Here is a 25,554-nt window from a genome sequence, read left to right as displayed (position 1 = left end):
ACCTCTTGCACGTTGCGCACCTGAGCCTGCACAACTTCCGTTCCTACACCGACCTCGACGTCGTCCTGGAACCGGGCGCGATTGCCTTCATCGGGCGCAACGGGCAGGGCAAGACCAACCTGATCGAGGCGATCGACTACCTCTCGCGGTTGTCGTCGCACCGGGTGGCCTCGGACGCGCCGCTCGTCCGGGCTGGTTCCGACCAGGCGATCGTGCGCGCCGCGGTGGTCCGCGACGGGCGTACGGCGATCCTCGAGGTCGAGCTCAACCCGGGCCGCGCCAACCGTGCACGCATCAACAAGTCGCCGCTTCCACGACCTCGAGACCTGATCGGGGTGATGCGCACCGTCGTCTTCGCCCCCGACGACCTCACCCTGGTCAAGGGTGACCCGTCGGACCGCCGCAAGTTCCTCGACGACCTGCTGGTCCTGCGGACACCGCGACTGGTCGGGGTCCGCTCCGACTACGACCGGATCCTGCGTCAGCGCAACAGCCTGCTGAAGACCGCCGGTTTCGCCCGCGGGGAGTCCCGGGAGACGGCGCTGTCGACGCTCGCCGTCTGGGACCTGCAGCTGGCCGACGTCGGATCCCAGTTGCTGGCTGCGCGCCTACAGCTCGTTGACGACCTGCGGCCCTACGTCGGCAAGTCCTACGAGGCCGTGGCCCGGGGCGCGAGTCGCGACGACGCCGAGATCGGCTACAAGTCGTCATTCGAGACCGACGGGGTCGACGACCTCGGCGAGGCACTCCTCGCCGAGCTCGGCCGTCGCCGCAAGGACGAACTCGACCGGGGCGTGTCGCTGGTGGGACCGCACCGCGACGAGCTGGTGCTGACCCTGGGCAATGGCGAGCTGCGGCTGCCGGTCAAGGGCTACGCCTCGCACGGGGAGTCGTGGTCGTTCGCACTGGCGCTGCGGCTCGCGTCCTACGACCTGCTGCGCTCCGACGGCGACGACCCGATCCTCGTGCTCGACGACGTCTTCGCCGAGCTCGACACCGAGCGCCGCGCTCAGCTTGCCGACCTCGTCGCCGGGGCCGAGCAGGTCCTGGTCACCGCGGCAGTCGCCGCCGACGTCCCCGAAGCATTGCGTGGAGTCCGGTTCCTGGTGGCCGACGGGGAGGTGAGCCGCGATGAGTGAGGACGAGCCCATCGCGGACGACCGGACGGGCGCAGGCGACGAGCCCGGCGCCGTACCCCCGGAGGACGAGGGGGAGCAGCACCACGACGACGGTCTCGACTTCGCCCGCTCCGCCCGCAGGGCAGCAGGGTCCGGCCCCGGCAAGGCGCTGCGACGCAAGCCGGGCAACGACCTGTTCAAGCGGCGCGCGGTGCCGAGGTCCTCCGGAGCCCACCCCGATGACCGCGACCCGCAGCTCTTGGACACCGCGATGTCCCGGCTGATCAACCAGCACGGGTGGGAGCTCGACCTGAGGGTCCAGGCCGTCTTCGGCCGGTGGGCGGAGCTCGTCGGTGACGAGGTCGCCACGCACTGCACCCCGCAATCCTTCGGCGACACACGCCTCGTCGTACGCACCGACTCCACAGCGTGGGCGACGCAGCTGAAGCTCCTGGCGCCGACGATCGTCAAGCGGCTCAACGAGGAGCTCGGCGACGGGACGGTGACGGCCATCGAGATCCTGGGCCCGCACCTGCCGAACTGGAAGAAGGGCCGCTTCACCAGCCGCGACGGCCGGGGTCCTCGCGACACCTACGGTTGAGGGCCGTTCTGCCGATCTGCGGGCCACGCGGACGTATGGGGAGTCCACAGACCCCCTGAACGTCGCTCGATGAGGCCTCTCCGGTGCCCTCAGGGGCTCATTTTGTCCACAGATCCCCCCGAATCAGCGGGGCAAGGTGGCGTCTGGGCCCCTGGCGGCTAGACTGAGCGTGAGGTCGCTGACTGATCAGTCGCGACCTTCGCCTATGTCACCGCACCCGCGAGGGTGAGAAGCAGAAGAGGTTTGCGTGAGCGACGCACTTGTCCCCGAGCGGCCCAACGGTGTCGACTACGACGCCTCCGCCATCCAGGTCCTCGAAGGACTCGAAGCGGTTCGCAAGCGGCCGGGCATGTACATCGGCTCCACCGGTGAGCGCGGCCTGCACCACCTGATCTGGGAGATCATCGACAACGCGGTCGACGAGTCGATGGCCGGCTACTGCGACCGCATCGTCGTCACCCTCCAGGCCGACGGCAGCGTCAAGGTCGAGGACAACGGCCGCGGCATCCCGACCGACACCGCGCCGGGCGCCGACATGCCGGCCGTGACGATGGCGCTGACCATGCTCCACGCCGGCGGCAAGTTCGGCGGCGGCGGCTACAAGGTCTCCGGTGGGCTGCACGGTGTCGGTGTCTCGGTCGTCAACGCGCTGTCGACCACGCTCGTGGTGGAGGTGCGCAACCGTGGCCACCTGTGGCGCCAGACGTTCTCCCTCGGCGTCCCTGACGCCGACCTCCAGCAGGTCCGCCCCATGGAGTCCGACGAGCAGACCGGCACCACGGTGACCTGGTGGGCCTCCGACGACATCTTCGAGACCACCACCTACAACCTCGAGACGATCACCAGCCGGATCCGCGAGATGGCCTTCCTCAACAAGGGCCTGGAGATCGTCATCCGCGACGAGCGCGAGCACGCCGACGAGGTCGCCGACGCAGTCGAGGACGGCACCGTCGACCCGTCGATCGACCAGGCGTCGTCAGACAAGATCAAGAAGACCGACACCGGCCTGGAGCGGGTCTTCAAGTACGAGCGCGGTCTGGTGGACTACGTCGAGCACCTCAACCGGCGCAAGGACAAGGCCAACCCGACCATCATCTCGTTCGAGGCCGAGAGCCCCGGACAGGACGGGGCGCACATGAGCCTCGAGGTCGCGATGCAGTGGAACACCTCCTTCACCGAGTCGGTGCACACCTTCGCCAACGCGATCAACACCCACGAGGGCGGCACCCACGAAGAGGGCTTCCGCTCCGCGCTCACCAGCCTCGTCAACCACTGGGGCGAGGAGTGGGGCCAGATCAAGAAGAAGGAAGATCGCGTCTCCGGTGACGACATCCGCGAGGGCCTGACGGCGATCATCTCGGTCAAGCTGGAGAACCCCCAGTTCGAGGGGCAGACCAAGACCAAGCTCGGCAACACCGAGGTCAAGGGCTTCACCCAGCGCATCGTCAACGACCAGCTCGGCGCCTGGTTCGAGCAGAACCCCGCCGAGGGCAAGGACATCGTCCGCAAGTCGCAGTCGGCAGCCATGGCGCGCATCGCGGCGCGCAAGGCGCGTGACCTGGCGCGCGGCCGCAAGGGCCTCCTCGGCGGCGGCGGCCTCCCCGGCAAGCTCAGCGACTGCCAGTCGACGAACCCCGAGGAGTGCGAGGTCTTCGTCGTCGAGGGCGACTCCGCCGGCGGTTCGGCCCGCCAGGGCCGCGACCCGCGCGTCCAGGCGATCCTGCCGATCCGCGGCAAGATCCTCAACGTCGAGAAGGCCCGCATCGACAAGGTCCTCGGCAACGCCGAGGTGCAGGCCATCATCTCCGCCCTCGGCACCGGCATCCACGAAGAGTTCAGCATCGAGAAGCTGCGCTACCACAAGATCGTGCTGATGGCCGACGCCGACGTCGACGGCCACCACATCAACACCCTGCTGCTGACGCTGCTGTTCCGCTTCATGAAGCCGCTGATCGAGCACGGCTACGTCTACATGGCGCAGCCCCCGCTCTACCGCCTGCGCTGGAACAAGCCGGCCGAGCACGAGTTCGTCTACTCCGACTCCGAGCGCGACGCGTTGATGAGAGACGGTCTCGAGCAGGGCAAGAAGCTACCCAAGGAAAACCCGGTGCAGCGCTACAAGGGTCTCGGCGAGATGAACGCCGACGAGCTGTGGGACACGACCATGGACCCGGCCGGCCGGATCCTGCTGCAGGTCACCCTCGAGGACGCGGCCCAGGCCGACGAGATCTTCTCGATCCTGATGGGCGAGGACGTCGAGCAGCGTCGGTCCTTCATCCAGCGCAACGCAAAGGACGTTCGCTTCCTCGATATCTAGGTTTCTAAGACATTCCCTAGATTCGGGTAGAGACGACGAGAGAGACACGGACATATGACTGAGACCACAAGCGGCAGCGGGCACGGCGACGGCATCGACTACGGCCCGGGCGGCCGGATCGAGCCCATCGACCTCCAGGTCTCGATGCAGCGCAGCTACATCGACTACGCGATGGCCGTCATCGTCGGCCGTGCTCTGCCCGACGTCCGCGACGGGCTCAAGCCGGTGCACCGTCGGATCCTCTACGCGATGTACGACGGTGGCTACCGCCCCGACCGCGGCTTCAGCAAGTGCTCGCGCGTCGTGGGTGACGTCATGGGTCAGTACCACCCCCACGGCGACACGGCGATCTACGACACCATGGTCCGCCTCGCCCAGCCGTGGGTGCTGCGCGCTCCGCTCATCAACGGCCAGGGCAACTTCGGCTCGCCGGGCAACGACTCGGCCGCCGCGATGCGATACACCGAGTGCCGGATGGCGCCGCTGGCCATGGAGATGGTCCGCGACATCGACGAGGAGACCGTCAACTTCCAGCCCAACTACGACGGTCGCTCGCAGGAGCCGACCATCCTCCCCAGCCGCTTCCCGAACCTCTTGGTCAACGGCTCGGCCGGCATCGCGGTCGGTATGGCGACCAACATCCCGCCGCACAACCTGCGCGAGGTCTCCGAGGGTGCCATCTGGGCCCTCGAGCACCCGGACGCGACGCGCGAGGAGCTCCAGGACGCCCTGATCGAGCGGATCAAGGGCCCCGACTTCCCGATGGGCTCGCTCATCGTGGGCCGCGAGGGCATCGAGCAGGCCTACCGCACCGGTCGCGGCTCGATCTCGCAGCGCGCCGTGGTCGAGATCGACGAGGACGCCAAGGGCCGCACCTGCCTGGTCATCTCCGAGCTGCCCTACATGGTCAACCCCGACAACCTCGCGCTGAAGATCGCCGAGCTGGCCGACTCCGGTCGCATCCAGGGCATCTCGGACGTCCGCGACGACACCAGCTCGCGCACCGGCCAGCGCCTGGTCATCGTGCTGCGCCGCGACGCGGTCGCCCGCGTCGTGCTCAACAACCTCTTCAAGCACACCGAGCTGCAGACCAACTTCTCGGCCAACATGCTCGCGCTGGTCGACTACGTCCCGCGCACGCTGACGATCGACCAGTTCATCAGCAACTGGGTCGCTCACCAGATCGAGGTCATCCAGCGGCGGACCCGCTACCGCCTGCGCAAGGCCGAGGAGGCCGCGCACATCTACCGCGGCCTCGTCAAGGCGCTCGACGCCCTCGACGACGTCATCGCGCTGATCCGCCGCTCGCCCGACGTCGACGAGGCCCGACAGGGCCTGATGTCGCTGCTCGAGATCGATGTCGAGCAGGCCGACGCGATCCTGGCGATGCAGCTGCGCCGCCTCGCGGCCCTGGAGAGGCAGAAGATCCTCGACCACCTCGCCGAGCTCGAGGTGATCATCGCTGACCTCGAGGAGATCCTGACCAACGAGCAGCGCCAGCGGCAGATCGTGATCGACGAGCTGACCGAGGTCGTCGCGAAGTACGGTACTGATCGGCGTACGCAGATCATCGCGGCCGACGGCGACCTGTCGATGGAGGACCTGATCCCCGACGAGGAGCTCGTCGTCTCGATCACCCGCGGCGGCTACGCCAAGCGGACCCAGCGCGCCCAGTACCGCACCCAGAAGCGCGGCGGCAAGGGCGTGCGCGGCGCGACCCTGCGTGGCGACGACGTGGTGCAGCACTTCATCTCGACCACCAACCACCACTGGCTGCTGTTCTTCACCACCGCCGGGCGGGTCTACCGCACCAAGGCCTACAACCTGCCGGAGGCGGCCCGGGACGCCAAGGGCGGCCACGTCGCCGGCCTGCTGTCCTTCCAGCCCGACGAGGACATCGCCCAGGTGCTGGCGATCCGCGACTACGAGCAGGCGCCCTACCTCGTGCTCGCGACCCGCAACGGTCTCGTCAAGAAGACTCGCCTCGGCGACTACAACAGTCCGCGTCAGGCCGGCGTCATCGCGATCAACTTCCGCGAGGACGACGACGCCCTGATCGGCGCCGAGCTGGTCAACAGCGACGACGACATCCTGCTGGTCTCGCGTCGCGGCCAGGCGATCCGCTTCAAGGCCGACGACAGCCAGCTGCGACCCATGGGGCGCGCCACCTCAGGTGTCACTGGCATGAAGTTCCGCGACGGCGACTCCGTGCTCTCGATGTCGGTCATCCGCGCCGCCCAGGTCGCGGCCGAGGAGGCAGCGGACGCGGCTGACACGAGCGACGAAGCCGAGGCAGCAGCGGCAGCGGAGGTGAAGGAGCAGTACGTCTTCACCATGACCGACGGCGGCTTCGCCAAGCGCTCGCGCATCACCGACTACCGCACGACCGGCCGCGGCGGGCTCGGGATCAAGGCAATGACTCTCACCAACGAGGACCGCGGCGGCCTGGTCGGCGCGTTCATCGTGGAGGAGGGCGACGAGATCCTCTCGATCACCCAGGGGGGTCAGGTTGTCCGCAGCCCGATCAACGAGCACTTCCGCGCCACCGGCCGCTCGACCCAGGGCGTGAAGTTCGTCAGCTTCAAGTCCGGCGACGCCGTGGCCGTGGTGGCCCGTTCGGTCGAGTCCCGCGAGGAGGAAGAGGTCGCCGACCAGGAGGCCGAAGCCGAAGGCGTGGACACGTCGGCGAACGGCGAGCCCACGTCCGTCGAGCCGAGCCCGGTCGACGACGAGCTGATCGATGAGCTCACCGACACAGCGACAGCCGAGGGGACCGACGAGGGCGCCGAGTCGCCTGATGCGGCTGACGGTGCAACACTTCAGGCTCCAGTCGAAGACGCCGAGGAGTGACCATGTCCGAGCGCATTGCTCCCCGGTCCACCGGGGATGAGGGCCCGACCGGCGGCAGCACGCCCGCCGGCGGTGCGCCTGCCGCTCGGGTGTCGCTCTCGGAGCGGATCCAGTCGGGCCTCTCGAGCGCCAAGTCGGAGCCCCGCGCCAAGGGCCCGACGGTCACCCGGGCGGCCTCGACCGGCACGCCCAGTGCCACCGGGTCCGGCGCAAAGACGGAGACGAGGCAGCCGGACCGACGCGCGAAGTCTGCTCCGAAGAAGGCACCCCGGCGTGCGCGCCTGCGCCTGACCAGGATCGACCCGTGGTCGGTGATGAAGACGTCCTTCCTGCTGTCGGTCGCCTTCGGTGTCGTCACGTTCGTCGCCGTCTTCATGGTGTGGACGGTCCTCGGCGCGGCAGGTGTCTGGGAGTCGATCAACGCGACCGTTGCCAGCGTGGTCGAGGCGGACGACGACTCCTCCGGGTTCGATGTGACCGACTACGTCGGCACAGGCCGGGTGCTCGGCTTCACGCTGCTGGTCAGCGTGATCGACGTCATCTTGCTGACTGCGATCGCGACCCTCACCGCGTTCCTCTACAACATGGCCGCGGCCCTGCTCGGCGGCATCGAGGTCACGCTCGCCGAGGACGAGCGCTGAGCCCGATCCGGCGTTTTGTTGCCCCGCTTCAGCGTGCGGTAATGTTCCCCCTCGGTCACCGGCGGTGACCAGTGTTGCGTTCCGGCTCCTGCTGGGAGCGATACGGGCCTATAGCTCAGACGGTTAGAGCGCTTCCCTGATAAGGAAGAGGTCAGAGGTTCAAGTCCTCTTAGGCCCACCACCCACCTCACCGCCAGCCTCCAAGGAGCCCCAGGAATGAAGAAGATCGCCCTGATCCTGCTGGCTGCCGCCGGCGCCATGATCGCGAAGAAGAAGATGGACGAGGGCAAGTCCGAGCAGGCCCTGTGGGCCGAGGCGACGGACACCGTCCACAAGTCCTGATCCAGTCCTGTTCCACCAGTCCTGATGACCGGGGCGGTACGCCGCCCACGGGGCCTTGGCGCAATTGGTAGCGCACCTCGTTTGCAACGAGGGGGTTAGGGGTTCGAGTCCCCTAGGCTCCACCATCCGAATGACGGCGCTGTTTGGGCTGTTCGTGCCTGGGTACGGTGCCGGTCATGACGTTCGCGCTCGTGCCCAGTGACATGACCTCGGCGAGCGCCGCGATCAGCGACGCCAGCAGTGAGGCGCGCACGGCCCACGGCGCCGACGCACTGGCGACCCTCGCGGCTGCGCTGCCCGGCAGCTCGACCGCGGCGTACATGCCCGAGCTCGGCGGACTGTGGGAGGATGGGGTCACCGGCTGGTGCGACCAGCTGGACCACTTCCGCGACAGCATCGACGCGACCAGTCAGGGCGGCACGAGCGCCGACGACGGTGTCGGCGGTCTGTTCGGCCGGCTGCTGGGAACGCCGTAGTGGTCACCTACGCAGACGTGCGTCGCTGGGACCCCGCCGGCCTCGCCGCTGCCAGCACGGACCTGAAATCTGACCTCAAGACGCTGGAGAAGGCCAACGACGAGCTTGAGACTCAAGCGGTGCCGGACTCGTTCCTGGGCCTGGCGGCGTTCTCCGCCCGGGCACTGCAGTCCACGCTCGTCTCGCGCATGTCGACGCACGTCGAGCAGGCGACTTCGTTCGAGAAGGCCATCTACAGCGCGCGGGCACGTGTCGCTGTGCTGAAGCGGGACGTGGAGTCCATCGACTCCGACGCCCGGGCCAACGAGTTCGAGATCGGCGGCGACGGCACTGTCACCGACGCCTCCACGCCCTTGGAGTTCACCTCAATCCCAGCCGCTGAGGCACATATGGACCAGCGGGTGACGCTGCGCGACGCGCTCGTGGAGCGGGTCGAGCGGGCGCTCGAGCGGGCCAACGAGATCGACCAAGAGCTCCTCTGGGCCGTGCCGCGCGAGTCCTTCAGCGACGGCGAGGACGAGGTCGACGACCCGGCGGGAGGAGAACACGAACGACTGGACGGTCCGGTCGACCTGAGTGACGACGCGTTCGACCTGTCCCAGATCAACCAGGGTGACATCGGCGACTGCTGGTTGCTGGCCAGCGCCGCATCGGTCGGAGCCAACGACCCGGACTTCATCCGCGACCACATCCGGCACAACCCCGACGGCAGCTACACCGTCACCCTCTATGAGGACGGCAGGCCGGTCGACATACGTGTGGACGCCTCGACCATCCCCTACGGAGTCACCGGTCGGGACGATCAACCGACCTGGCTCTCGATCTACGAGAAGGCTGCCGCGTCCCACATGGGCGGCGACTATGACGACATCGCCTTCGACCGGGTCTCTCGCGGGTTCGAGATGGTCACCGGGCGCGACACCGACGGCGACGAGGACCGCGGGCTGGACGACATCCGACGAGACCTCGACGCCGGCCGCAGCCTCGTCGTCTCGACCGAGGACGACAGCAAGGCCGGATGGAACCCCTTCGACACCGCGGTCGACGACGACAACGTGGTGCCCAACCACGCCTACGTCATCGAGAGCGTCATCGAGCGGGACGGAGAGACCATCATCCGCCTGGTGAACCCGTGGGGTCCCGACGGGGGCACCGCGAGCGATGGCCACTTCAAGGACGGTGTGCTGGAGCTGACGGAAGCCGAGTTCCACCAGAACTTCGACGAGACCACGAGCCTTCCCAGGAAGAAACGATGACGACGCGATCCTCACGCACCGACCCCGTGCGAGCCTCGCAGGGTTCCCAGCCGCACTTCGGTCGGCTCCGTGTCGGCATCATGCGGGTCGGGGAGCACCAGGGTCGCCGCAAGGCGAGATTGTGGATCAACGGGCCTGACACGCACCTGCGCGTGGACCTGCCCGAAGGTGGATCCCAACACCTCGAGGGCCACGGGACTCTCACTCTGGAAGCGGTGCACCTGCCGTCTCCGGGAGGCCGTGGCGAGGTGACCTTGACGTTCCGGGCCGACGATGTCTAGGCGGAACGGGTGCGCGCGGCTGGGGATCGTCGCGGCGGCGATGGTGGGCGCGGCGGTGCTCACGGCCTGCGGCGAAAGAGAAATCGGACCCCCAGGGACGCCGATCCCCGAGCCCGTGATGGAGCCGACCGTCAGCGTTGAACAGGCCCAGCGGAGGTATCACCCCCTTGCAGCCGCCGTGGTCGAGGCGGTGGGGGAGGTGTCCGCGCCCGGACGGTCCGACGGCGATCCGGAGGTCATCTACTGGGACGGCCGCTTCGAGAGTTGCACGTACGCCTCCCTGGACTACGAGTTCGACACGGTCTTCGGTGAGAGCACCTCGTGGGACGACGTGCGGGCAGCCGTCGCGCAGGTCCTCGAACCGGAGGGCTTCGAGGTCACCGAGCAGCTCGACATCCCCGGCGGCAATAGCGGTTTCGACGCGTTCACCGACGACGGCACCCGATTGCAGGTGCGCTCCAAGCGCGGCAGCCCGAGCACGATCTCCCTGAACGCCCCTGTGCAGGGAGCCTGCGACCGAGAAGGTTCCCAGTCGTTGCCCCCGATGCCGAGCTGAGTTGACGTTGGACGCGACGATGCCTGAAACGGGCGGTCACGTGCGGACGTCGCACAGAGGCAGGACGACTTCGTCGACGAGGCGTTCAACGGTGCGACCGTCGACCGGTTCGCCCGCCATCAGGACCCGGAAGAAGATGACGGCAGGGGCGATCTGCCACGTGAGACCTACGTGAGCGGCCCCCCGGAGCGAGTCAGGAGAACAGCAGGACGACGATGCTGGACGCGACCGCGACCGGCGCGGCATACGGGCCAGTCATCGATAACCACTTCGGCGGCGTGCGGACACCGGCCAACGCCGCCGCAGGCGGAGCGTCTAGATCGCTGGCTGGGTGGGTGACGTGACCGGTCGCGCTCCTACGCACGAGACGGCTCGCTGACGCGGAGCCCGAGATGACTTCGTCGCTGTCTTCCTCGCGCTCGGAGTCGCAGGTGCAGCCCACGTTGTCGGCCTTGCCGTTGTTGTCAAAGATCATGTCGCCCACGAGGCGGAACAACACGAACAGCAGCCACACGATGAAGAGGCCGACCACGACGTCGTACATGAGGATCTCTATCTGACTAGGGCCGGTCCTCAGGCCGCGGAGAGCATGAGGCTGTCGACGAGTTTGACGATAGTCGCCATCTCGTTCGTGAATACCCGGTTCTGACAATCCCGCCTGGGACGTGCTCCGACACCGGGGCCGCGGTCCTCAGATTCGAACCTTCCCGACGGCTCCGGTCACAGGTAGCGTCCGAGCATGTCGTACCCCGACCCCACGTACTTCGGCAACGGCGACGTCCTGGCGAGGTACCGCCCCGCCGACACGTCACCCGATCTGCCCCGCCCTGGTGGCTCGGCGAGCTACCTCGCCACAGGCGCGACGACTGGCGGCCGCTTCGGGTTCTACCGGTGGGACATGGGCCCTGAGCCGGCCGGGGCGGCGCCGCACTTCCACCGGACGATCAGCGAGTCCTTCTTCGTGGTCTCGGGAACGGTCCGGCTCTTCGACGGCAGCACCTGGCTGGAGGGTCAGCCGGGCGACTTCGTCTACGTGCCGGAGGGTGGCCTGCACGGCTTCCGCAACGAGTCGGGCCTGCCTGCCTCGCTGCTCATCCTCTTCGTGCCCGGCGCTCCGCGCGAGGCCTACTTCGAAGGGCTCGTCGAGCTGGCGGAGGGGCGCTGGACACCGAGTCACGACGAACTGCAGGCGTTCATGGAGGAGCACGACAACATCTACGTGTGACGCGAGGGCGGCGGACACCCAACCCGGGCATCCGCCGCCCCCACCGCGAGGCGGTCGATCAGCTACGACGAGGCGTGAACACCATGATGTGCCCGGTCGCAGTGAACGTCTCGTTGCCGACCAGGGGTCCCGTCCGGGTCTCCTCCAGCTGGAAGCCCTCGCTCTCATACAGGCCACGGGCCGCGTCGTTGCCGTCGAGCACGGTCAGCTCGACCGGTTCGGTGGCGCGATCGAGCACGTGGCGCAGCAGTGCTCGTCCGACGCCGCGGCGGTAGGCAACCGGATGGACATAGGTCCAGGTGACCTCGTTGTCGTCGAACGCGATGAACCCGACGACGTCGCCGTCCAGCTCGGCGACCCAGACGTCGCCGTCGAACAGTCCCTCGCTCTCGTACGTCGCTGCCAGGTCCAGGAACGCCTCGACGCCCACGGACGCCCTGAGCTCGTCGAGCCGGGCGGAGTCGTGGATGCGGGCAACGGCGTTCCAGTCGGACTGGGCGTAGGCACGGATGGTGATGTTCATGGTGATGGTCTCTTCTCTTCTGTCGGTCTGACGATGGGCGGCGTGCGGGGACGCCAAGGAGTGGTCGACACACCAGGCGGGTGCGCGACCGGTCGTCAGGCCGAATCAGAAGAGCATCATCACGAGCCCCAAGGTAGGACGGTTGTCCCCGCCGCACCACGGATTTCGGGCCGCCCCGCATGTCCCATCAGCTCTGGCAGTCCGCCCGGACAATTGACAACGCGCGCCCTCACGCCCATGCGATCGGCCGGGCGATCCAGATCTACGAACACGATGAGATCGACCAGGACGCCCTGCTCGGCATCCTGAGCGAGATCGTCGAGCACAACAGGCGAGGCGGGTGGCGGCGACTCAGCCGCCAATGAATCCGGGCAGGCGCAGCCGTGACAACGCCGGAACGGTCAAAAGTTGTTGAGCGACCAACGGTGTCAGGGTACGCTTGACACAAGCATGGTGATCTTGCTTCGTTCCGCGGTTTGGGCGCCACGGGGGTGCGCCCGAACCGCGGCACGGTCATGGCCGCTGGTGGCGCTCCTACGGACAGGGTTCACCGTCCACGAGGCGAAGGCTGGCAGGAGCAGACGAACGCAGCGGGTGCCGGGCTAGAGTGGGCTCGACCCCTTGCGTGGGTCGACCGGAGGCAGTTGTGGACCACAGAGCTGAGAACAAGACCTGCTCGTTCTGCGGCAGGCGTGGAAGTCAAGAGTTCGGCCTGTGTGGCGGACTGGGAGCAATGATCTGCTTCGAGTGCCTCGACTACTTCCACGACATGGTGCACTCCCCGGAGAAGCTCCGGCGTGCCAACAGACCCGTGTGGGACGAGATGACCGACGCAGAGCTCTTGTCGAGGTTGCCGCTGATCATCCAGTCAGCCCAGCAGAACGCGGAGTTCGTCAACGAGTGGGTGGCGACCATCCGGACACGCAACGTCTCCTGGGCACAGATCGGCGCCGTTCTCGGCGTGAGCCGCCAAGCGGCGTGGGAGCGATTCGCCGTCGCACAGAAGGACCAGGCTGCCGCCGAGAACAGCTGAGGGGACTACGCCGCCCTGTCAGGGACTGCGTCAAGTCGGTGGGTCGTCGCGTACGTGTCGTACTCGCCTGGGTGGCTCGGCACGCTGCCCGCGCCTGAGACGGCACCCACACGCCGATAGGGTCCAACGCCATGATCATCTGGCTGAACGGCACTCACGGCGTCGGCAAGACGACGACCGGCGCGCTGGTGCAGCAGCTGGTCCCGGACTCCCGCGTGTTCGATGCCGAGAAGGTCGGGGAGGCACTGGCGGACATCACACCGGGGTTGCCTGAGACCGACAACTTCCAGCACTGGCCACCGTGGCGCCCCCTCGTCGTCGAGACGGCCCGCCAGGTCATCGACTACACCGCAGGCACGTTGGTGATGCCGATGACGGTGCTGGTGGAGGACTACTGGCGCGAGATCAGCGCCGGTTTTGTCCGCCACGACATTCCCGTGCGTCACTTCGTCCTCCACGCCTCCCCGGAGACCCTGCGTCAGCGCATCGAGGACGACACGGAGCTTCTGGGCGCGTCCGCCTTCCGTCTGCACCATCTCGAGCCGTATGCCGAGGCAGCGCGCACGTGGCTCTTCGCCGAGGCGGAGGTCGTCGACACCACGGACCTGACTCCCGAGCAGGTCGCCGTACAGATCGCGACCGCCGTCACAGGCTGAACGCAGGCGCGGTCAGTGTTCGGGGGTCCGGTCGTTCATCCGCTCCCCGGGCCGACCGAAGATGCTCAGGATCTCCGCGGGTGCCTCTCCCGTGCTGCCGAACCAGTGCGGGACCTGGGTGTCGAACTCCGCGATCTCGCCCGGCCCCAGGATCCAGTCCTTGTCGCCCAGCACCAGCCGCATCCGTCCGGACAGGACGTAGAGCCATTCGTGACCGTCGTGCGCGCGCGGCTCGGGGTGCACCTTGTCGGTCGGGATCACGATCTTCCAGGCCTGCATGCTGTCCGGCTGCCTGCTGAGCGGGATCACCGTGCGGCCCTTCACCCGGCCCGGCTTCAGGCGGATCCGCGGGTCGCCCACGTCGGGCGCGCCAACCAGGTCGTCGAGGGGGACGCGGTAGGTCTCCGACAGGGCGAGCAGGAGTTCCAGGGTGGGACGGCGCTGACCGGTCTCCAACCGCGACAGCGTGCTCCTGGAGATGCCGGTCTCGTGCGCGACCTCCGCCAAGGTCAGTCGCCGCTGGGTGCGGACCTGCCGGAGCCGCGCCGGTGCTCCGGCCAGGGCTGCGGCGACCGCCGTACCACCGGACTCGACCCCCTCGTGCGTGCCGGCCCCGGATCCCATGCGCCCAGTTGACTGCACATTCCCAGGAACAGCAACATTGCTGGGACGTGCGCACGACTCCGACCAGTGTCGAGCCATGAGTTCATACGACGTCGCAGTCATCGGTGGAGGAGCTGCCGGCCTGTCCGCAGCCCTGGTCCTGTCCCGCGCCCGTCGCACGGTGGTCGTGATCGACGCCGGCGCCCCGCGCAACGCGCCGGCGACGCACATGCACGGGTTCCTCTCCCGCGACGGCATGGCGCCGTCTCAGTTCCTGGCCGTCGGACGCACCGAGGTCGTGGGGTACGGCGCCGCGCTGGTCGCCGGGACAGTCACCGACCTCGTCGGTGCCGGTCGGGAGGGCTTCTCGGTGCTGCTCGCCGACGGCAACCGCATCCAGGCACGCCGGGTGCTGGTCACCACCGGGCTGCGCGACGAGCTCCCCGCCATACCCGGCCTGGCGGACAGGTGGGCGCGTGAGGTCCTGCACTGCCCCTACTGCCACGGCCACGAGGTGCGCGATCAACGGCTCGGCGTCATCGGCGGCACCCCAGGAGCCGCGCGCTACGCCCAGATCGTCCGGCAGTGGACCCACGACCTCGTCTACTTCACCGCGCCGGACCTGCTGACCGCGACCGAGCGGGCCGGGCTCGTCGCGCGGGCGATCGGCGTGGTGGAGGGCGACATCGAGCAGCTGGTCATCGACGAGGCCGACCGACCGTGCGGCGTCCAGATGCGAGACGGTCTGCTGGTCCCGCGCGACGCGATCTTCGTGCCCCCGACGTTCGTGCCCCACAGCCAGCTGCTCACCGCCCTCGGGTGCGACGTCGACGACGGGTGGGTGATCACCGACGCCACCGGACGCACCAGCGTTGCGGGGGTGTGGGCGGCCGGCAACGTCACCGACCCCCGCGCCCAGGTCATCACTGCGGCCGGCGCCGGATCAGCTGCCGCCATCGCCCTCAACGCCGACCTCGTGGAGGACGACGTCCGCAACGCGGTCACCACCTACCACCTGGGCGGGTGCACCACCTGACCCTCATCCGCAGTCCGCCCGTCCGACCGACAACCCAGGAGTCACCATGACCACCCCCACCCCCACCCCCAGCCCCACGCCCACCCCCGACGCCGGCCTTCGCTCCCAGACCGGGCCGCCGACCAAGCACCAGCTCGCGTTGATGATCTGGGCCGCCGTCTTCCCGACACTGACCGTGCTCAACCTCGCGCTCGGCGAGCTGCTCGACGACCTCAACCCGGTCCTGCGGACCTTCGTGCTCGCCACCGTCGCGGTGCCGATCGTGATCTACGGCCTGATGCCGCAGCTGCACCGGTTGCGGGCACGCATGCTGATGCGGGCAGGTGAGGGGTAGGTAGGTTGCGGGCATGGTGCAGAGGCTCGACGTGCTGGACCGAGCGCGTAGGTCCGGCGCATGACCCTCCCACTCCTCGCCGCCATCGCCGGCCTGGCCGCGCTCGACTCCCTCAACCCAGCGACCCTGGTCGCGGTGTCACTCATCCTGCTCGGCTCCCGCGACCGCCCGGTCGCAGAGGCCGCAGGAGTCGTGGTGGGAGCGTTCGCCTCGGTCCTGACCGTCGGGCTGATCGTCTACCTGGGCGCAGACGCGGCAGCGTCGGCGGTCGACGGTGCCCTCGCCTGGGTGCGTCGAGGTGCCTTCGCCCTGGCCTCCCTCGTGCTCCTCGTCTCGGCTGTGCGAGCCCTCCGGCCCAGGCACAGGTCGGCTGTCGGGCTCCCGGCCTGGTTCACCCCACCGACCGCGGTCGTCCTGGGTGTGGTGATGACCGGCGCTGACCTGCCCAACGCGTTCCCCTTCTTCATCGCGCTCGAGCGGCTGGTGGTGGCCGACACCTCCACCCCGGTCGCCGTCGCCGTCCTCGTCGCGTACGCCGCCATCTACTGCATCCCCTGCCTGGTCCTGCTGGCGATCGGCCTGAGCCACGCCGGGCCCGTCCAGGGGTTGCTGCGTCTGGTCCACGACGCGTTCGGCACGGAGACCGACCTACCGGCCAACCGGTGGAAGGCAGCCGGCTTGTTGATCCTGTCCCTGGTGTTGGCAGGCGTGGCAGCCAGCGTGTGACGCCCTGATCGTCTCGAGCCTCCTCCTGCTAACCACGATCGACCTGGCCTTCGCGGTGCTGACCGTCCTGCCGTGGCGTCCATGGCGCCTGGTGCGTCCCGATTGTGGGAATGGAATCAGTACAGCCTCAATTGATTCTCATCGGGGCGTAGCACCCATTCCAGTGCGTACCGTTGCCCAATGCGAGGATGGCCGGGGCGCACGACGGGAGCTGTGATGCTGCTCGCCGTCGTTGGCGTCGCAGGCAACCTCCTCGTGGACAACGACGCCATCCGGTGGAGCTTTTTCCTCACCGTCGTGGTCGGCGCCGCGGTCGGCGCCGGGATCGGAGCCTCGCGTGCACCGCGAGGTCGGCGGTTGGTGCCGACTCTCATCGCCGTCGGCGTTGCCCTGAGTGCGCTGGGAGACGCCCTGTGGACCGCACTCGAGGTGGCGGGCTCCGACACGGATGTGTCGATTGCGGACCCCATCTGGTTCCTCGGCTATGCCGTGCTCGGCGCAGCTCTGTGCGTCGTCCTGGGCCGGGGCCGGAGGAGCACTCGTCTTGACGTCGACTTCCTGATCGACCTCGTGACCATCGTCGTCGTCAGCGTGCTGATCTTCTGGAGCCTCTCGATCGACACGATCATCGCGGACCAGTCGGTGACCCCGGTGGTGCGTGCAGTGTGGGTGGCCCACCCCCTCGCTGATGCGGTGCTGCTGGCCCTGGTGGCGCGGACACTGGTGAGCCGGAGATCGCGTGCGCACCTGGGCACCTCGTTCGCCCTCGGCATCAGCCTGTGGCTCGTTGCCGACATCGCCCATCTCCAGCACGACGGTGGCGACGGGGCCCTGGCGATCGTGATGGAGACCGGTTGGCTGATCGGTCCGGTCCTGATGGCCCGCGCTGCGTGGCGGGTCGTCACCCCGCAGCTCGCCGACTCGAGCTCCTCGCCGATGGCCTGGGTGGGGCAGATCCTGGTCGCGGTAGTTCCCCTTCTCGTCCCGCCGGTGCTCGAGGTCGTGGCACACCTTCGTGGCGGCCATGGTCAGCCGGTCCAGCTGTTGGTGGGCTCCATCGCCCTCGCCACGCTCGCGTTCGTACGCACAGGACGGCTGGTCAGGGCGAGGGAACGTGCACACGCCGACCTCGCAGCGGCACACCACGCGGCGTTGGAGGCCTCTCGCGCCAAGTCGATGTTCCTGGCCAACATGAGCCACGAGATCCGGACTCCCCTGACCACCGTGCTGGCCACCGGAGAGATGCTCGAGGACACGTCGCTCGACAGCTACCAAGCCACGCTGGTGGGCAGGATGCACCGGTCGGGGCAGCTGCTGAAGACGCTGGTCGAGGGGATCCTCGACTTCTCGCGCATCGAGGCCGGAAAGCTCACCCTGTCCTCCAGCACCTTCGACCTCCACGCCCTGGCCACCGACGCCGTCGACGCCTCTCGTCTGCGCTCCGCCAACCCCGGGACCAGCTTCGAGTGCCAGTTGTCCCCGTGGCTGCCGCACCTGGTCGTCGGAGACCCCGGCCGGCTGCTCCAGATCCTCACGAACCTGCTCGAGAACGCGTCGAAGTTCACCGACGAAGGACAGGTGACCCTGCGTGTCCGCGGGTTCACTCCCCACGTGGTCGCCCCCGGGGGTGAGTCGGAGTGGGTCGAGTTCATCGTGACCGACACCGGCATCGGGATCCGCCAACAGGACCAGGCCGCGGTGTTCGAGTCCTTCCGCCAGGTCGACGGCTCGACCACCCGGCGCTACGGCGGCAACGGCTTGGGTCTGGCGATCTGCAAGGAGCTCGCGGAGATGATGGGCGGATCCATCACCCTGCAGAGCGCGATCGGCGAGGGCAGCTCGTTCACCGTCCGGCTGCCGCTGCCCAGCGCGCAGGCTCGGGTGCCGGAGATGGCCGACTCGACGGAGCTGTCCTTCTCCGGCTGATCGAGGCCTGCGCCGTACGCCGCAGACAAAGTCGAGCGCATCGCTAGACTATGGTGTGGCGCGCCCGGCGGTTGTCGGGCGACACAACCCACTCCTCGCAAGGGACACCGACATGAGCACCTCGCCGGACCCCGGCAACGACGAACGCGCCATCACGACGCACCAGCGCCCGCACGACGTGATCCCGTTGCGCGAGGCGACCAAGGCCTGGTTCGCGATCTCGCTGCAGACCTTCGGCGGCCCGGCCGGTCAGATCGCCGTCATGCAGCGCACCCTGGTGGACGAGAAGCGCTGGATCGGCCAGCAGAGGTTCCTCTTCGCGCTGTCCTACTGCACGCTGCTGCCAGGGCCCGAGGCACAGCAGCTGGCCACGTACGTCGGCTGGCTGCTCAACGGCGTCAAGGGTGCGTTGGTCGCCGGGATCCTCTTCATCCTGCCCGGCGTGGTCGCCCTGCTGGGGCTCTCGGCGATCTACGTCGCCTTCGGCGACACGACCCTCGTCGAGGCCCTCTTCCTGGGGCTCGCCCCGGCCGTCATCGCCATCGTGCTGCACGCCGTCATCCGGGTGGCCAAGAAGGGCCTCGGGCACCCTGCGCTCATCGGGCTGGCGGTGGTCTCCTTCGTCGCGCTGACGTTCTTCGCGGTGCCCTTCCCGATCGTGGTCGGGCTGGCGGCCCTCGTCGGGTGGGCGCTCGGCAAGGCCATCCCCGACCTCACGAAGGCGAAGCAAACCACGGCCGACGAGGGTCCGGCGCCACTCATCAGCGATGACGCCCTCCACACCGAACGCCCCTCGGGCCGCCGCGCCGCAGCCATCCTGGTCATCGGGCTGGTCCTGTGGTTCGCCCCCGTCGCGCTGGCCGCGCTCGCCTTCGGCCGGTCGAGCATCTTCGTGGACCAGGGACTCTTCTTCTCCGGCGCAGCCGTCGTCACCTTCGGCGGCGCCTACGCCGTGCTGGCCTATGTCGCGCAGCAAGCGGTCAACGTCTACGGCTGGCTCGCCCCCGGCGAGATGGTCCGCGGCCTCGCCCTCGCGGAGTCCACTCCGGGGCCGCTCATCATGGTCGTCCAGTTCGTCGCCTTCGTCGGCGCCTACCGCGCTCCCGGCGACCTCAACCCCTGGGTCGCTGCGCTCGTCGCCGCGTTGCTCACCACCTGGGTGACGTTCGTGCCGTGCTTCCTGTTCATCCTGCTCGGCGCGCCCTACGTCGAGCGCCTGCGCGGCAACCGCAGCCTGTCGACCGCCCTGACGGGGATCACGGCCGCGGTGGTCGGCATCATCGCCAGCCTGGCCGTCTTCTTCGCGATCCACACGCTCTTCGCCGACACCAGCAGGATCACCGGTGGACCCTTCGACTTCGAGGTCCCTGTGCTGGACTCCATCCAGTGGGCTGCGCTCGCGATCACGGTGTTCGGCTGCGCTCTCGTCTTCTTGCGAGGCTGGTCGGTGCTGCGCACCCTCGGTGCCTGCGCGCTGGCAGGGATCGCGCTGGGGCTGTTGCTCTGACCCTGGGTCAGCCCGCTGCGGCGTACGTCAGCGCAGTGCGGCGTACGCCGAAGCGACCTCTGCGCCGAGTCGCGCGTTGTTGTTCACCAGCGCGATGTTGGCCACCAGACTGGCGCCGCCGGTGATCTCGACGATCCGGCCGAGGAGGAAGGGCGTGGCTTCCTTCCCATGGACCTCGGCGGCATACATGTCGGCGATGGCCTGCTCGATGACGTGGTCCATCTCGTCGGCGGGGATCTCGTCCTCCGCGCGGATCGGGTTGACGAGCGAGACACCGCCGGCCAGGCCGAGGCCCCACTTGGCGGCCATCAGCTCGGCCACCTCGCCGGGGGTGTCCAGCCGCATGGGGGACAGGTGCCCACTGTGCCGCGAGAAGAAGGCGGGGAACTCGTCGGTGCCGTAGGCCACCACCGGGACATGCAGGGTCTCGAGCCTCTCCAGTGTCAGGCCGATGTCGAGGATCGACTTCACGCCGGCCGAGATCACCGTGACGTCGGTGAGCGACAGCTCGGTGAGGTCGGCACTGACGTCGAAGGTCTGCGACGCCCCGCGGTGTACGCCGCCCAGCCCGCCGGTGACGAAGACGCTGATGCCCGCCAGCGCGGCCAGGCGCATGGTGGCCGCCACCGTCGTGGCTCCGTGCGCGCCGCGCGCGATGACGTAGGGCAGGTCGCGCACGCTGACCTTGGCCACGTCCGCGTCGGTCGACAGCAGCTCGAGGCCCTCCGCGTCGAGACCGACTCGGGGACGACCGTCCAGGACGGCGATCGTGGCCGGGACCGCGCCGCCGTTGCGGATGATCCGTTCGACCTCGGTCGCCATCTCGACGTTCTGCGGGTAGGGCATGCCGTGGCTGATGATCGTGCTCTCGAGCGCCACGACGGGAGCTCCGTCGGCGAGGGCCTGCGCGACCTCGTCGGTCAGCACGAGGTCGGGGTGGGGTCTGCGGGTGGTGGTCATGGGGTGTCCCTGAGGTCGGTGGCGGCGTCGAGGGTGGCCTGGACCAGCCGCGGTGTGAGGTCGGGTCGGACGGTGTGAGGGCTGGCGATCGTGAGCGCAGCAGCCGCGTGCCCGAAGTGGGCTGCGTGTTGCGGCGTACCGCCCGCGAGCAAGATGTGGCAGAAGGCCGCGAGCATCGCGTCGCCGGCCCCGGTGACGTCCTCGACGCTGGCGGGCAGGGCCGGGATCTCGATCGTCTCCTCCATGGTCGCGAGCAGCGAGCCGCGATCTCCGAGGCGGACCCAGACCAGCTCGACGCCACGCGCGTGCAGGGCGGAGATCGCGCGCCGGACCTGCCGGTCGGTGCGGGCGGGGAGATCGGTCAGAGCGGTGAGCTCGTCGCGGTTGGGGGTGACGGCGTAGACGCGGTCGTCCACAGCGTCCTTGAGCCCGGAGGCCTTGGGCACGCTGACCGGCTCGAAGATGGTGCGCACGCCGCTCGAGAGGTCGAGGACGTGGTCGAGCGTCGCGCGCGAGAGGTTGCCGTCGAGGACGAGCACCCCGGCGCTGGCGATGAGGTCCCGGGCCGAGCCGACGAGCTCGGGCCCGATCTCGCTCGTGGCCTCCATGTCGGCGATCGCGACGATGAGCTCTCCGTCCGCATCCAGGACCGCCGTGTAGGTGCCGGTCGGCCGTTCCGTGCGCGTCACGTGCTCGACGCGGACGCCGGCGGCCACGGTCTGCCTCAGCAGGGTCTCGCCGAGCGGGTCCCGTCCCACCACGCTGACCAGGTGCACGCGGTCACCGAGTCGCGCGAGGTTCTCGGCGATGTTGCGCGCGACTCCACCGGGAGCCATCGAGCCGTGGCCGGGGTTGCTGGTCTGGGGGGTCGCCCGCGCCCGGCTGCGCGCCTTGAAGTCCATGTTGGCGCCCCCGACCACGACGGCCGCGGGGCTGTCGGCCAGGACGTAGCCCCGACCGAGGATCACGCCCTTCTTGCCGAGGTTGGAGACGTGGACGTTGACCGAGGCGCGGGTCGTCCCGAGCGCCGTCGCCAGCGCCTCGGCACTCATCAACGGGTCGCGGCGGAGCAGGTCCACTATCTGTTGCTCGCGACTCGTCAGCACCTGACCACGATAAAGCATCCTTATCCGGATAAGTACCCCGTGGGAGCCCGCCATCCTGAGGCCGTCAGGATGCCCCGGGGTTTGGCGGGGCTCGGGCGCATGCGGGAGGGGCGTCAGCGGCGGCGGGGGAGCAGCGACGCAGGGTTGAACAACGCCCAGGCGCGGCGAAGGGGTGTGGCCGACGACTTGAGCGACTCGCGCCAGGTCTCGACCTCGGTCCAGAACGTCTCGGCCGACGGCGGGTGGGTGGGCGAGAAGACGGCGACGTCGACGTCGCGCGCCAGGGCGGTGGGCAGACCGAGAGCCGTGGCCTGCGCCGGGCGCGTGCTCCGAGGAGGTACGGCGACGCCGAGGTCCCGCGCGCTGTCGAGCAGCTCGTCCCAGCCCCCGATCCAGGCCGCGGTCAACCATGCCGCCTGCCGCCGCCGGCGTCGGGCCGTCTTGACCGCGGGGATCAGCACCACCGAGGCGGGGAGCAGCAACAGCAACGGCCAGGTCGGCAACGGCTCGTCCGGCTCCTGCTGGGGGTCGGCCGGCGGATCCGGCAGCTGCTCCTCGGGCCGCTCCCGGGGCGGCTTCTGGGGGGAGTTCCGTTCCGGCGGCATGCGGACCGGGGCGAGCTTGACGTCGTCGCGTCGCGGCGGCTTGTTGCTCATGAACGTCTTGGTCGGCAGGACCCGCCACGAGCCGTTGGAGACGCGGACCTCTACCCAGGCGTTGAAGTGCTTGCCCTTGATGACGCCGTTGTCGCCGAGCACGGTGCCGACGGCCACCCGCGCGGGAATCCCGAGCCGGTTGACGAGAAGCGCCATGGCGGCGGCGTACTGCTCGTCGTTGCCCACCGTGGCTGGGGCGTTGATGAACCCCTCGTCGAGACGGGTCGAGTCCTGCCCCGCCTCGAACTTGGTCTCCCAGCCGAAGGCCCCGTCGCTGTAGCGGCCGCGCTCCTTGAGCCGGTCGGCGATCTTGAAGACCCCCTCCATCGGCGTACGCGCGTCGAGCGACCAGGCCTGGGCCGGTAGGTCGAGGAAGGCGGCCGCGTCGTAGAGCGTCTCGTCGGGTCGCGGCCACGGCTCCATCCGGGGGGTCAGCTTGTCCGCCACCGGGATGGCCGTGAGGACGTAGTCCTCGCGGACGTCCAGGCCGCCCGGCAGCACGGCGGTGTCGGTGGACCGGTTGTAGCGCAGGTCGGGCAGACGGTCCTGGGCGTAGTCGTCGTAGAACTCGAAGGCTTGCATCGCTCCGATCGTGGGCACCCAGGGGAGGTCCCACTGGGCCCGCACGAAGACCGTGTAGAGCTTCTCCTCGCCCGCAGCATCGTTGTCGATGCGCGACGAGACGCGCAGGAAGCGGTCGGAGAAGTCGCTCTCGCTGGTGTCGTTGGCGGCATACCACCGCTCGCCGTCGTAGCGGTCCATGACCGCGACCCGCACCCGCGTGCCGGCCTCCGAGCCCCGGACCCGGAAGAGCTTGGTGTCCGCCAGGTTGTTGTAGACCTCGGGGCCCTGCTCCCGGAAGCGGCGGAAGTCGGACAGCGGGGTCTGGAGACCAGCGGCGTCGTAGGGCGTCACGACCTCGCGGAGGACCACGCGCTGCTCGGGCTCGATGGAGTCGGCGAAGGGCAGCGTGGCTGCGGCGACCACCGCGACGACCGCCGTGGCCGACACCACCCGACCGAGCGGGACGACCCCGAGAGCGACGTCCGCCTTGCGTCCGGCCTCGATGCGTAGGCCTCGGTGACCGACCCACAGCAGTGCCACGGCCCCGAACCCGATGCCCTGGAGCACCGTCGAGAACGGCTGCGCGAAGCCGAGGACGAGCACCATCACCAGCATCACGACCAGCGGGATGAGCGGCAGTACGGCCCGTCGGCTCCGCAGGGCCATGGCGGTGGCCGTGCAGCACAGGAAGTAGGTCAGGGCGTAGGGGATGAGGAGCACCGTCCCGGAGCCGTCCATCGGCGGCGCCGTCTCGATCAGGGTGCGCCAGGACGTGAAGGTGCCGGCCAGCACCCGGTTGAGCGTGTCGGGGTCCGGTATGCCGAGGAAGAAACCGGCCGAACCGAGCGCCACTGCGCCCGCCGTCAGCAGGTAGATCACCGCCATCGACTCCAGGACGATGTCGAGACCGAGACGCACCGTGATGATCAGCAGCGCCCAGCCGGCGCCGATCGCCGCGCCCGCGCCGGCGACGATCAGCCAGCGGTAGCCGTCGAAGGCCGGCCAGAACCCGCTGATCGCCATCGCGGTCAGCACCGAGATCGCCAACAGGTCGATACCCGCGTAGGGAGGCAGCGGTCGCGTACGGGAACGCTTGGGCGCACTCATGAGGACGCCACCAGCAACCCGGAGAGCTCGGGCAGCGACCCCACGGTGCCCAGGTCGTGGCCGCGCTGCCGCACCATCGACGAGGCTTCCCGGAGCGCCGCTCGCAGCACGATGCAGCGGGTCTCCGCAGGCACCGCGACCAGCCCGGCCGGAACGTCCTCGAGGTCCTCGGCGCCCGCGCCCGTGACCACGAAGAGCAGGCTGGTCTCCGGGACCAGGGTCACCGCCCGGTTGATCGCCGGTGCAAGCGGGTCAGCCCCGGGCTGGCGCTGCACCCGGCAGGTGCCGTCGAGCGCGGCCCCGCCCGGGAGCCCGACCACCGCCTCGGTGCCGCTCACCAGGCTCACGTCGTACTCCTCACGCGCAGCGCACAAGATCAGCGACGCGGCGATCGAGACGGCGAGCTCGTACTCGTCGTCCGTGCGGTAGCTCGTCGGCCGGGGGTCGAGGACGACGGTCGCGTGGTTGCGACGGGTGTCGTGGTACTGCCGGACCAGCAACTCTCCGGCGCGCGCCGATGAGCGCCAGTGCACGTGGCGCAGGTCGTCCCCGGGGACGTACTCCCGCAGGGCGTGGAAGGCGAGGTCGCTCATCGACATCCGGTCGCTCGGCACGCCCTCGAGGTCCTGCACCTGCCCGGAGCCGAGCGTGCTCAGCATGGCCATCTTCGGCCGGACATAGAGCTCGGCGGGCTCGCACCACCTGACGGTGCGCCTCAGCAGGCCGAGCGGGTCGGAGCGTACGGCGGTCGCCGGACCCACGTCGAGGACGCCGCGCTCGAGGTCGTCGACAGCGAGCTCGTGGCTGCCCTGCTCACCGGGAGGCAGGGTCGGCATCCGCAGCCAGGTGTCACGATCGCCGACCGGCATCCTGACCAACGGCTGCCACAGGGACAGCCGGCCCTTGTTGGTCGCCGTCAGCGAGATCTCCACCCGCTCGCCGGCCACGGCGCGCAGCGGTCGCAGCATCAGCGCGGCCCGGACGCGCATCGGGATCAGCAGCCACGGGATCGCGAGCAGCACCGTGAGGGCACACATGATCGCGATCAGGCGGAGCTCGACGATCTGGGTGTAGGCAGCACCGACCCAGGCGGCGTTCCCGAGCGCGATGACGGCGCGCCCGGTCGGGGACGGCACGCGCAACAGCGCCCGCAC

Annotated in this window: 26 protein-coding genes and 2 tRNA genes; 21 read left to right on the top strand and 7 right to left on the bottom strand. The window is 69.1% G+C overall.

From position 1 onward, the window contains the following. Nucleotides 1-5: 5 nt before the first annotated feature. The 12 genes from recF (at nt 6) to VNJ48_RS21045 (ending at nt 10,438) form a co-directional block, all read left to right on the top strand. Entirely contained in the window at nt 6-1,139 is a 1,134-nt protein-coding gene (gene recF, locus VNJ48_RS21100; protein ID WP_325605766.1) for a DNA replication/repair protein RecF, read from the top strand. Then, nucleotides 1,132-1,719, top strand: a complete 588-nt coding sequence (locus tag VNJ48_RS21095; RefSeq protein ID WP_325605765.1) for a DUF721 domain-containing protein — start codon at nt 1,132-1,134, stop codon at nt 1,717-1,719. The genes recF and VNJ48_RS21095 overlap by 8 nt, the downstream gene beginning before the upstream one ends. A gap of 247 nt (nt 1,720-1,966) precedes the next feature. Then, entirely contained in the window at nt 1,967-4,036 is a 2,070-nt protein-coding gene (gene gyrB / locus VNJ48_RS21090) for a DNA topoisomerase (ATP-hydrolyzing) subunit B (RefSeq protein ID WP_325605764.1), read from the top strand. A 54-nt stretch (nt 4,037-4,090) separates the two neighbouring features. Then, nucleotides 4,091-6,886 carry a DNA gyrase subunit A gene (gene gyrA, locus VNJ48_RS21085; protein ID WP_325605763.1) on the top strand — a complete coding sequence of 932 codons (2,796 nt, stop codon included), beginning with the start codon at nt 4,091-4,093 and terminating at the stop codon, nt 6,884-6,886. Nucleotides 6,887-6,888: 2 nt separating this feature from the next. Next, a complete protein-coding gene (locus tag VNJ48_RS21080) occupies nt 6,889-7,527 on the top strand; it encodes a DUF3566 domain-containing protein (protein ID WP_325605762.1) in 639 nt (212 codons plus the stop codon). A 104-nt stretch (nt 7,528-7,631) separates the two neighbouring features. Next, nucleotides 7,632-7,708 (top strand) — tRNA-Ile (locus tag VNJ48_RS21075). 35 nt (nt 7,709-7,743) lie between these two features. Next, a complete protein-coding gene (locus VNJ48_RS21070; protein WP_297735867.1) occupies nt 7,744-7,869 on the top strand; it encodes a DLW-39 family protein in 126 nt (41 codons plus the stop codon). Nucleotides 7,870-7,918: 49 nt separating this feature from the next. Beyond that, a tRNA-Ala gene (locus VNJ48_RS21065) sits at nt 7,919-7,994 on the top strand. Nucleotides 7,995-8,045: 51 nt separating this feature from the next. Next, nucleotides 8,046-8,345: a hypothetical protein gene (locus VNJ48_RS21060; RefSeq protein WP_325605761.1), complete on the top strand. Its 300-nt coding sequence runs from the start codon at nt 8,046-8,048 to the stop codon at nt 8,343-8,345. Continuing rightward, entirely contained in the window at nt 8,345-9,601 is a 1,257-nt protein-coding gene (locus VNJ48_RS21055; protein ID WP_325605760.1) for a C2 family cysteine protease, read from the top strand. Before VNJ48_RS21060 ends, VNJ48_RS21055 begins: the two co-directional genes overlap by 1 nt. Further along, the gene (locus VNJ48_RS21050; protein ID WP_325605759.1) at nt 9,598-9,882 is read left to right on the top strand and encodes a hypothetical protein; all 285 of its coding nucleotides are present in this window, start codon (nt 9,598-9,600) and stop codon (nt 9,880-9,882) included. Before VNJ48_RS21055 ends, VNJ48_RS21050 begins: the two co-directional genes overlap by 4 nt. Further along, complete coding sequence (locus tag VNJ48_RS21045; RefSeq protein ID WP_325605758.1) at nt 9,875-10,438, top strand: hypothetical protein; 564 nt, start codon at nt 9,875-9,877, stop codon at nt 10,436-10,438. The genes VNJ48_RS21050 and VNJ48_RS21045 overlap by 8 nt, the downstream gene beginning before the upstream one ends. A gap of 193 nt (nt 10,439-10,631) precedes the next feature. Here VNJ48_RS21045 and VNJ48_RS21040 read toward each other — a convergent pair whose 3' ends face one another. Continuing rightward, a complete protein-coding gene (locus VNJ48_RS21040) occupies nt 10,632-10,982 on the bottom strand; it encodes a hypothetical protein (RefSeq protein ID WP_325605757.1) in 351 nt (116 codons plus the stop codon). 195 nt (nt 10,983-11,177) lie between these two features. On the opposite strand from VNJ48_RS21040, the gene VNJ48_RS21035 reads away from it, so the two are divergent. Next, nucleotides 11,178-11,663 carry a cupin domain-containing protein gene (locus VNJ48_RS21035; protein WP_325605756.1) on the top strand — a complete coding sequence of 162 codons (486 nt, stop codon included), beginning with the start codon at nt 11,178-11,180 and terminating at the stop codon, nt 11,661-11,663. Nucleotides 11,664-11,721: 58 nt separating this feature from the next. Here VNJ48_RS21035 and VNJ48_RS21030 read toward each other — a convergent pair whose 3' ends face one another. Then, complete coding sequence (locus tag VNJ48_RS21030; protein WP_325605755.1) at nt 11,722-12,186, bottom strand: GNAT family N-acetyltransferase; 465 nt, start codon at nt 12,184-12,186, stop codon at nt 11,722-11,724. A 179-nt stretch (nt 12,187-12,365) separates the two neighbouring features. Between VNJ48_RS21030 and VNJ48_RS21025 the strand changes: the two genes are divergently transcribed. From VNJ48_RS21025 to VNJ48_RS21015, 3 genes are all read left to right on the top strand, one after another. After that, nucleotides 12,366-12,551 carry a hypothetical protein gene (locus VNJ48_RS21025; protein WP_325605754.1) on the top strand — a complete coding sequence of 62 codons (186 nt, stop codon included), beginning with the start codon at nt 12,366-12,368 and terminating at the stop codon, nt 12,549-12,551. 242 nt (nt 12,552-12,793) lie between these two features. Further along, nucleotides 12,794-13,219 (top strand): ClpX C4-type zinc finger protein, encoded by a 426-nt coding sequence (locus tag VNJ48_RS21020; protein WP_325605753.1) that lies wholly within the window; start codon nt 12,794-12,796, stop codon nt 13,217-13,219. 131 nt (nt 13,220-13,350) lie between these two features. After that, nucleotides 13,351-13,875, top strand: a complete 525-nt coding sequence (locus VNJ48_RS21015) for an AAA family ATPase (RefSeq protein ID WP_325605752.1) — start codon at nt 13,351-13,353, stop codon at nt 13,873-13,875. Nucleotides 13,876-13,887: 12 nt separating this feature from the next. Here VNJ48_RS21015 and VNJ48_RS21010 read toward each other — a convergent pair whose 3' ends face one another. Next, complete coding sequence (locus VNJ48_RS21010) at nt 13,888-14,499, bottom strand: XRE family transcriptional regulator (protein ID WP_325605751.1); 612 nt, start codon at nt 14,497-14,499, stop codon at nt 13,888-13,890. Nucleotides 14,500-14,575: 76 nt separating this feature from the next. Here VNJ48_RS21010 and VNJ48_RS21005 point away from each other — a divergent pair, with 76 nt between their 5' ends. From VNJ48_RS21005 to chrA, 5 genes are all read left to right on the top strand, one after another. Further along, nucleotides 14,576-15,514: an NAD(P)/FAD-dependent oxidoreductase gene (locus VNJ48_RS21005; protein ID WP_325605750.1), complete on the top strand. Its 939-nt coding sequence runs from the start codon at nt 14,576-14,578 to the stop codon at nt 15,512-15,514. 46 nt (nt 15,515-15,560) lie between these two features. Further along, nucleotides 15,561-15,848, top strand: coding sequence for a hypothetical protein (locus tag VNJ48_RS21000; protein ID WP_325605749.1), 288 nt, complete (start codon nt 15,561-15,563; stop codon nt 15,846-15,848). A 60-nt stretch (nt 15,849-15,908) separates the two neighbouring features. Further along, the gene (locus tag VNJ48_RS20995) at nt 15,909-16,574 is read left to right on the top strand and encodes a GAP family protein (protein ID WP_325605748.1); all 666 of its coding nucleotides are present in this window, start codon (nt 15,909-15,911) and stop codon (nt 16,572-16,574) included. Between the two features lie 180 nt (nt 16,575-16,754). After that, nucleotides 16,755-18,500 carry a sensor histidine kinase gene (locus tag VNJ48_RS20990; protein WP_325605747.1) on the top strand — a complete coding sequence of 582 codons (1,746 nt, stop codon included), beginning with the start codon at nt 16,755-16,757 and terminating at the stop codon, nt 18,498-18,500. Between the two features lie 112 nt (nt 18,501-18,612). Further along, nucleotides 18,613-20,007 carry a chromate efflux transporter gene (gene chrA, locus VNJ48_RS20985; RefSeq protein WP_325605746.1) on the top strand — a complete coding sequence of 465 codons (1,395 nt, stop codon included), beginning with the start codon at nt 18,613-18,615 and terminating at the stop codon, nt 20,005-20,007. 27 nt (nt 20,008-20,034) lie between these two features. On the opposite strand, the gene VNJ48_RS20980 is transcribed toward chrA, so the two are convergent. From VNJ48_RS20980 to VNJ48_RS20965, 4 genes are all read right to left on the bottom strand, one after another. Beyond that, nucleotides 20,035-20,967 carry a pseudouridine-5'-phosphate glycosidase gene (locus VNJ48_RS20980; protein WP_325605745.1) on the bottom strand — a complete coding sequence of 311 codons (933 nt, stop codon included), beginning with the start codon at nt 20,965-20,967 and terminating at the stop codon, nt 20,035-20,037. Then, on the bottom strand, nt 20,964-22,073 hold the full coding sequence (locus VNJ48_RS20975; protein ID WP_325605744.1) for a carbohydrate kinase: 1,110 nt from the start codon (nt 22,071-22,073) through the stop codon (nt 20,964-20,966). The genes VNJ48_RS20980 and VNJ48_RS20975 overlap by 4 nt, the downstream gene beginning before the upstream one ends. Before the next feature lie 113 nt (nt 22,074-22,186). Beyond that, nucleotides 22,187-24,400, bottom strand: coding sequence for a transglutaminase-like domain-containing protein (locus tag VNJ48_RS20970; RefSeq protein WP_325605743.1), 2,214 nt, complete (start codon nt 24,398-24,400; stop codon nt 22,187-22,189). After that, nucleotides 24,397-25,536: a DUF58 domain-containing protein gene (locus tag VNJ48_RS20965; protein WP_325605742.1), complete on the bottom strand. Its 1,140-nt coding sequence runs from the start codon at nt 25,534-25,536 to the stop codon at nt 24,397-24,399. The genes VNJ48_RS20970 and VNJ48_RS20965 overlap by 4 nt, the downstream gene beginning before the upstream one ends. Nucleotides 25,537-25,554 lie beyond the last annotated feature (18 nt).

This window comes from Nocardioides sp., assembly GCF_035576065.1.
Lineage (GTDB): Bacteria > Actinomycetota > Actinomycetes > Propionibacteriales > Nocardioidaceae > Nocardioides.
This window is presented reverse-complemented; position numbering and strand designations above follow the sequence as displayed.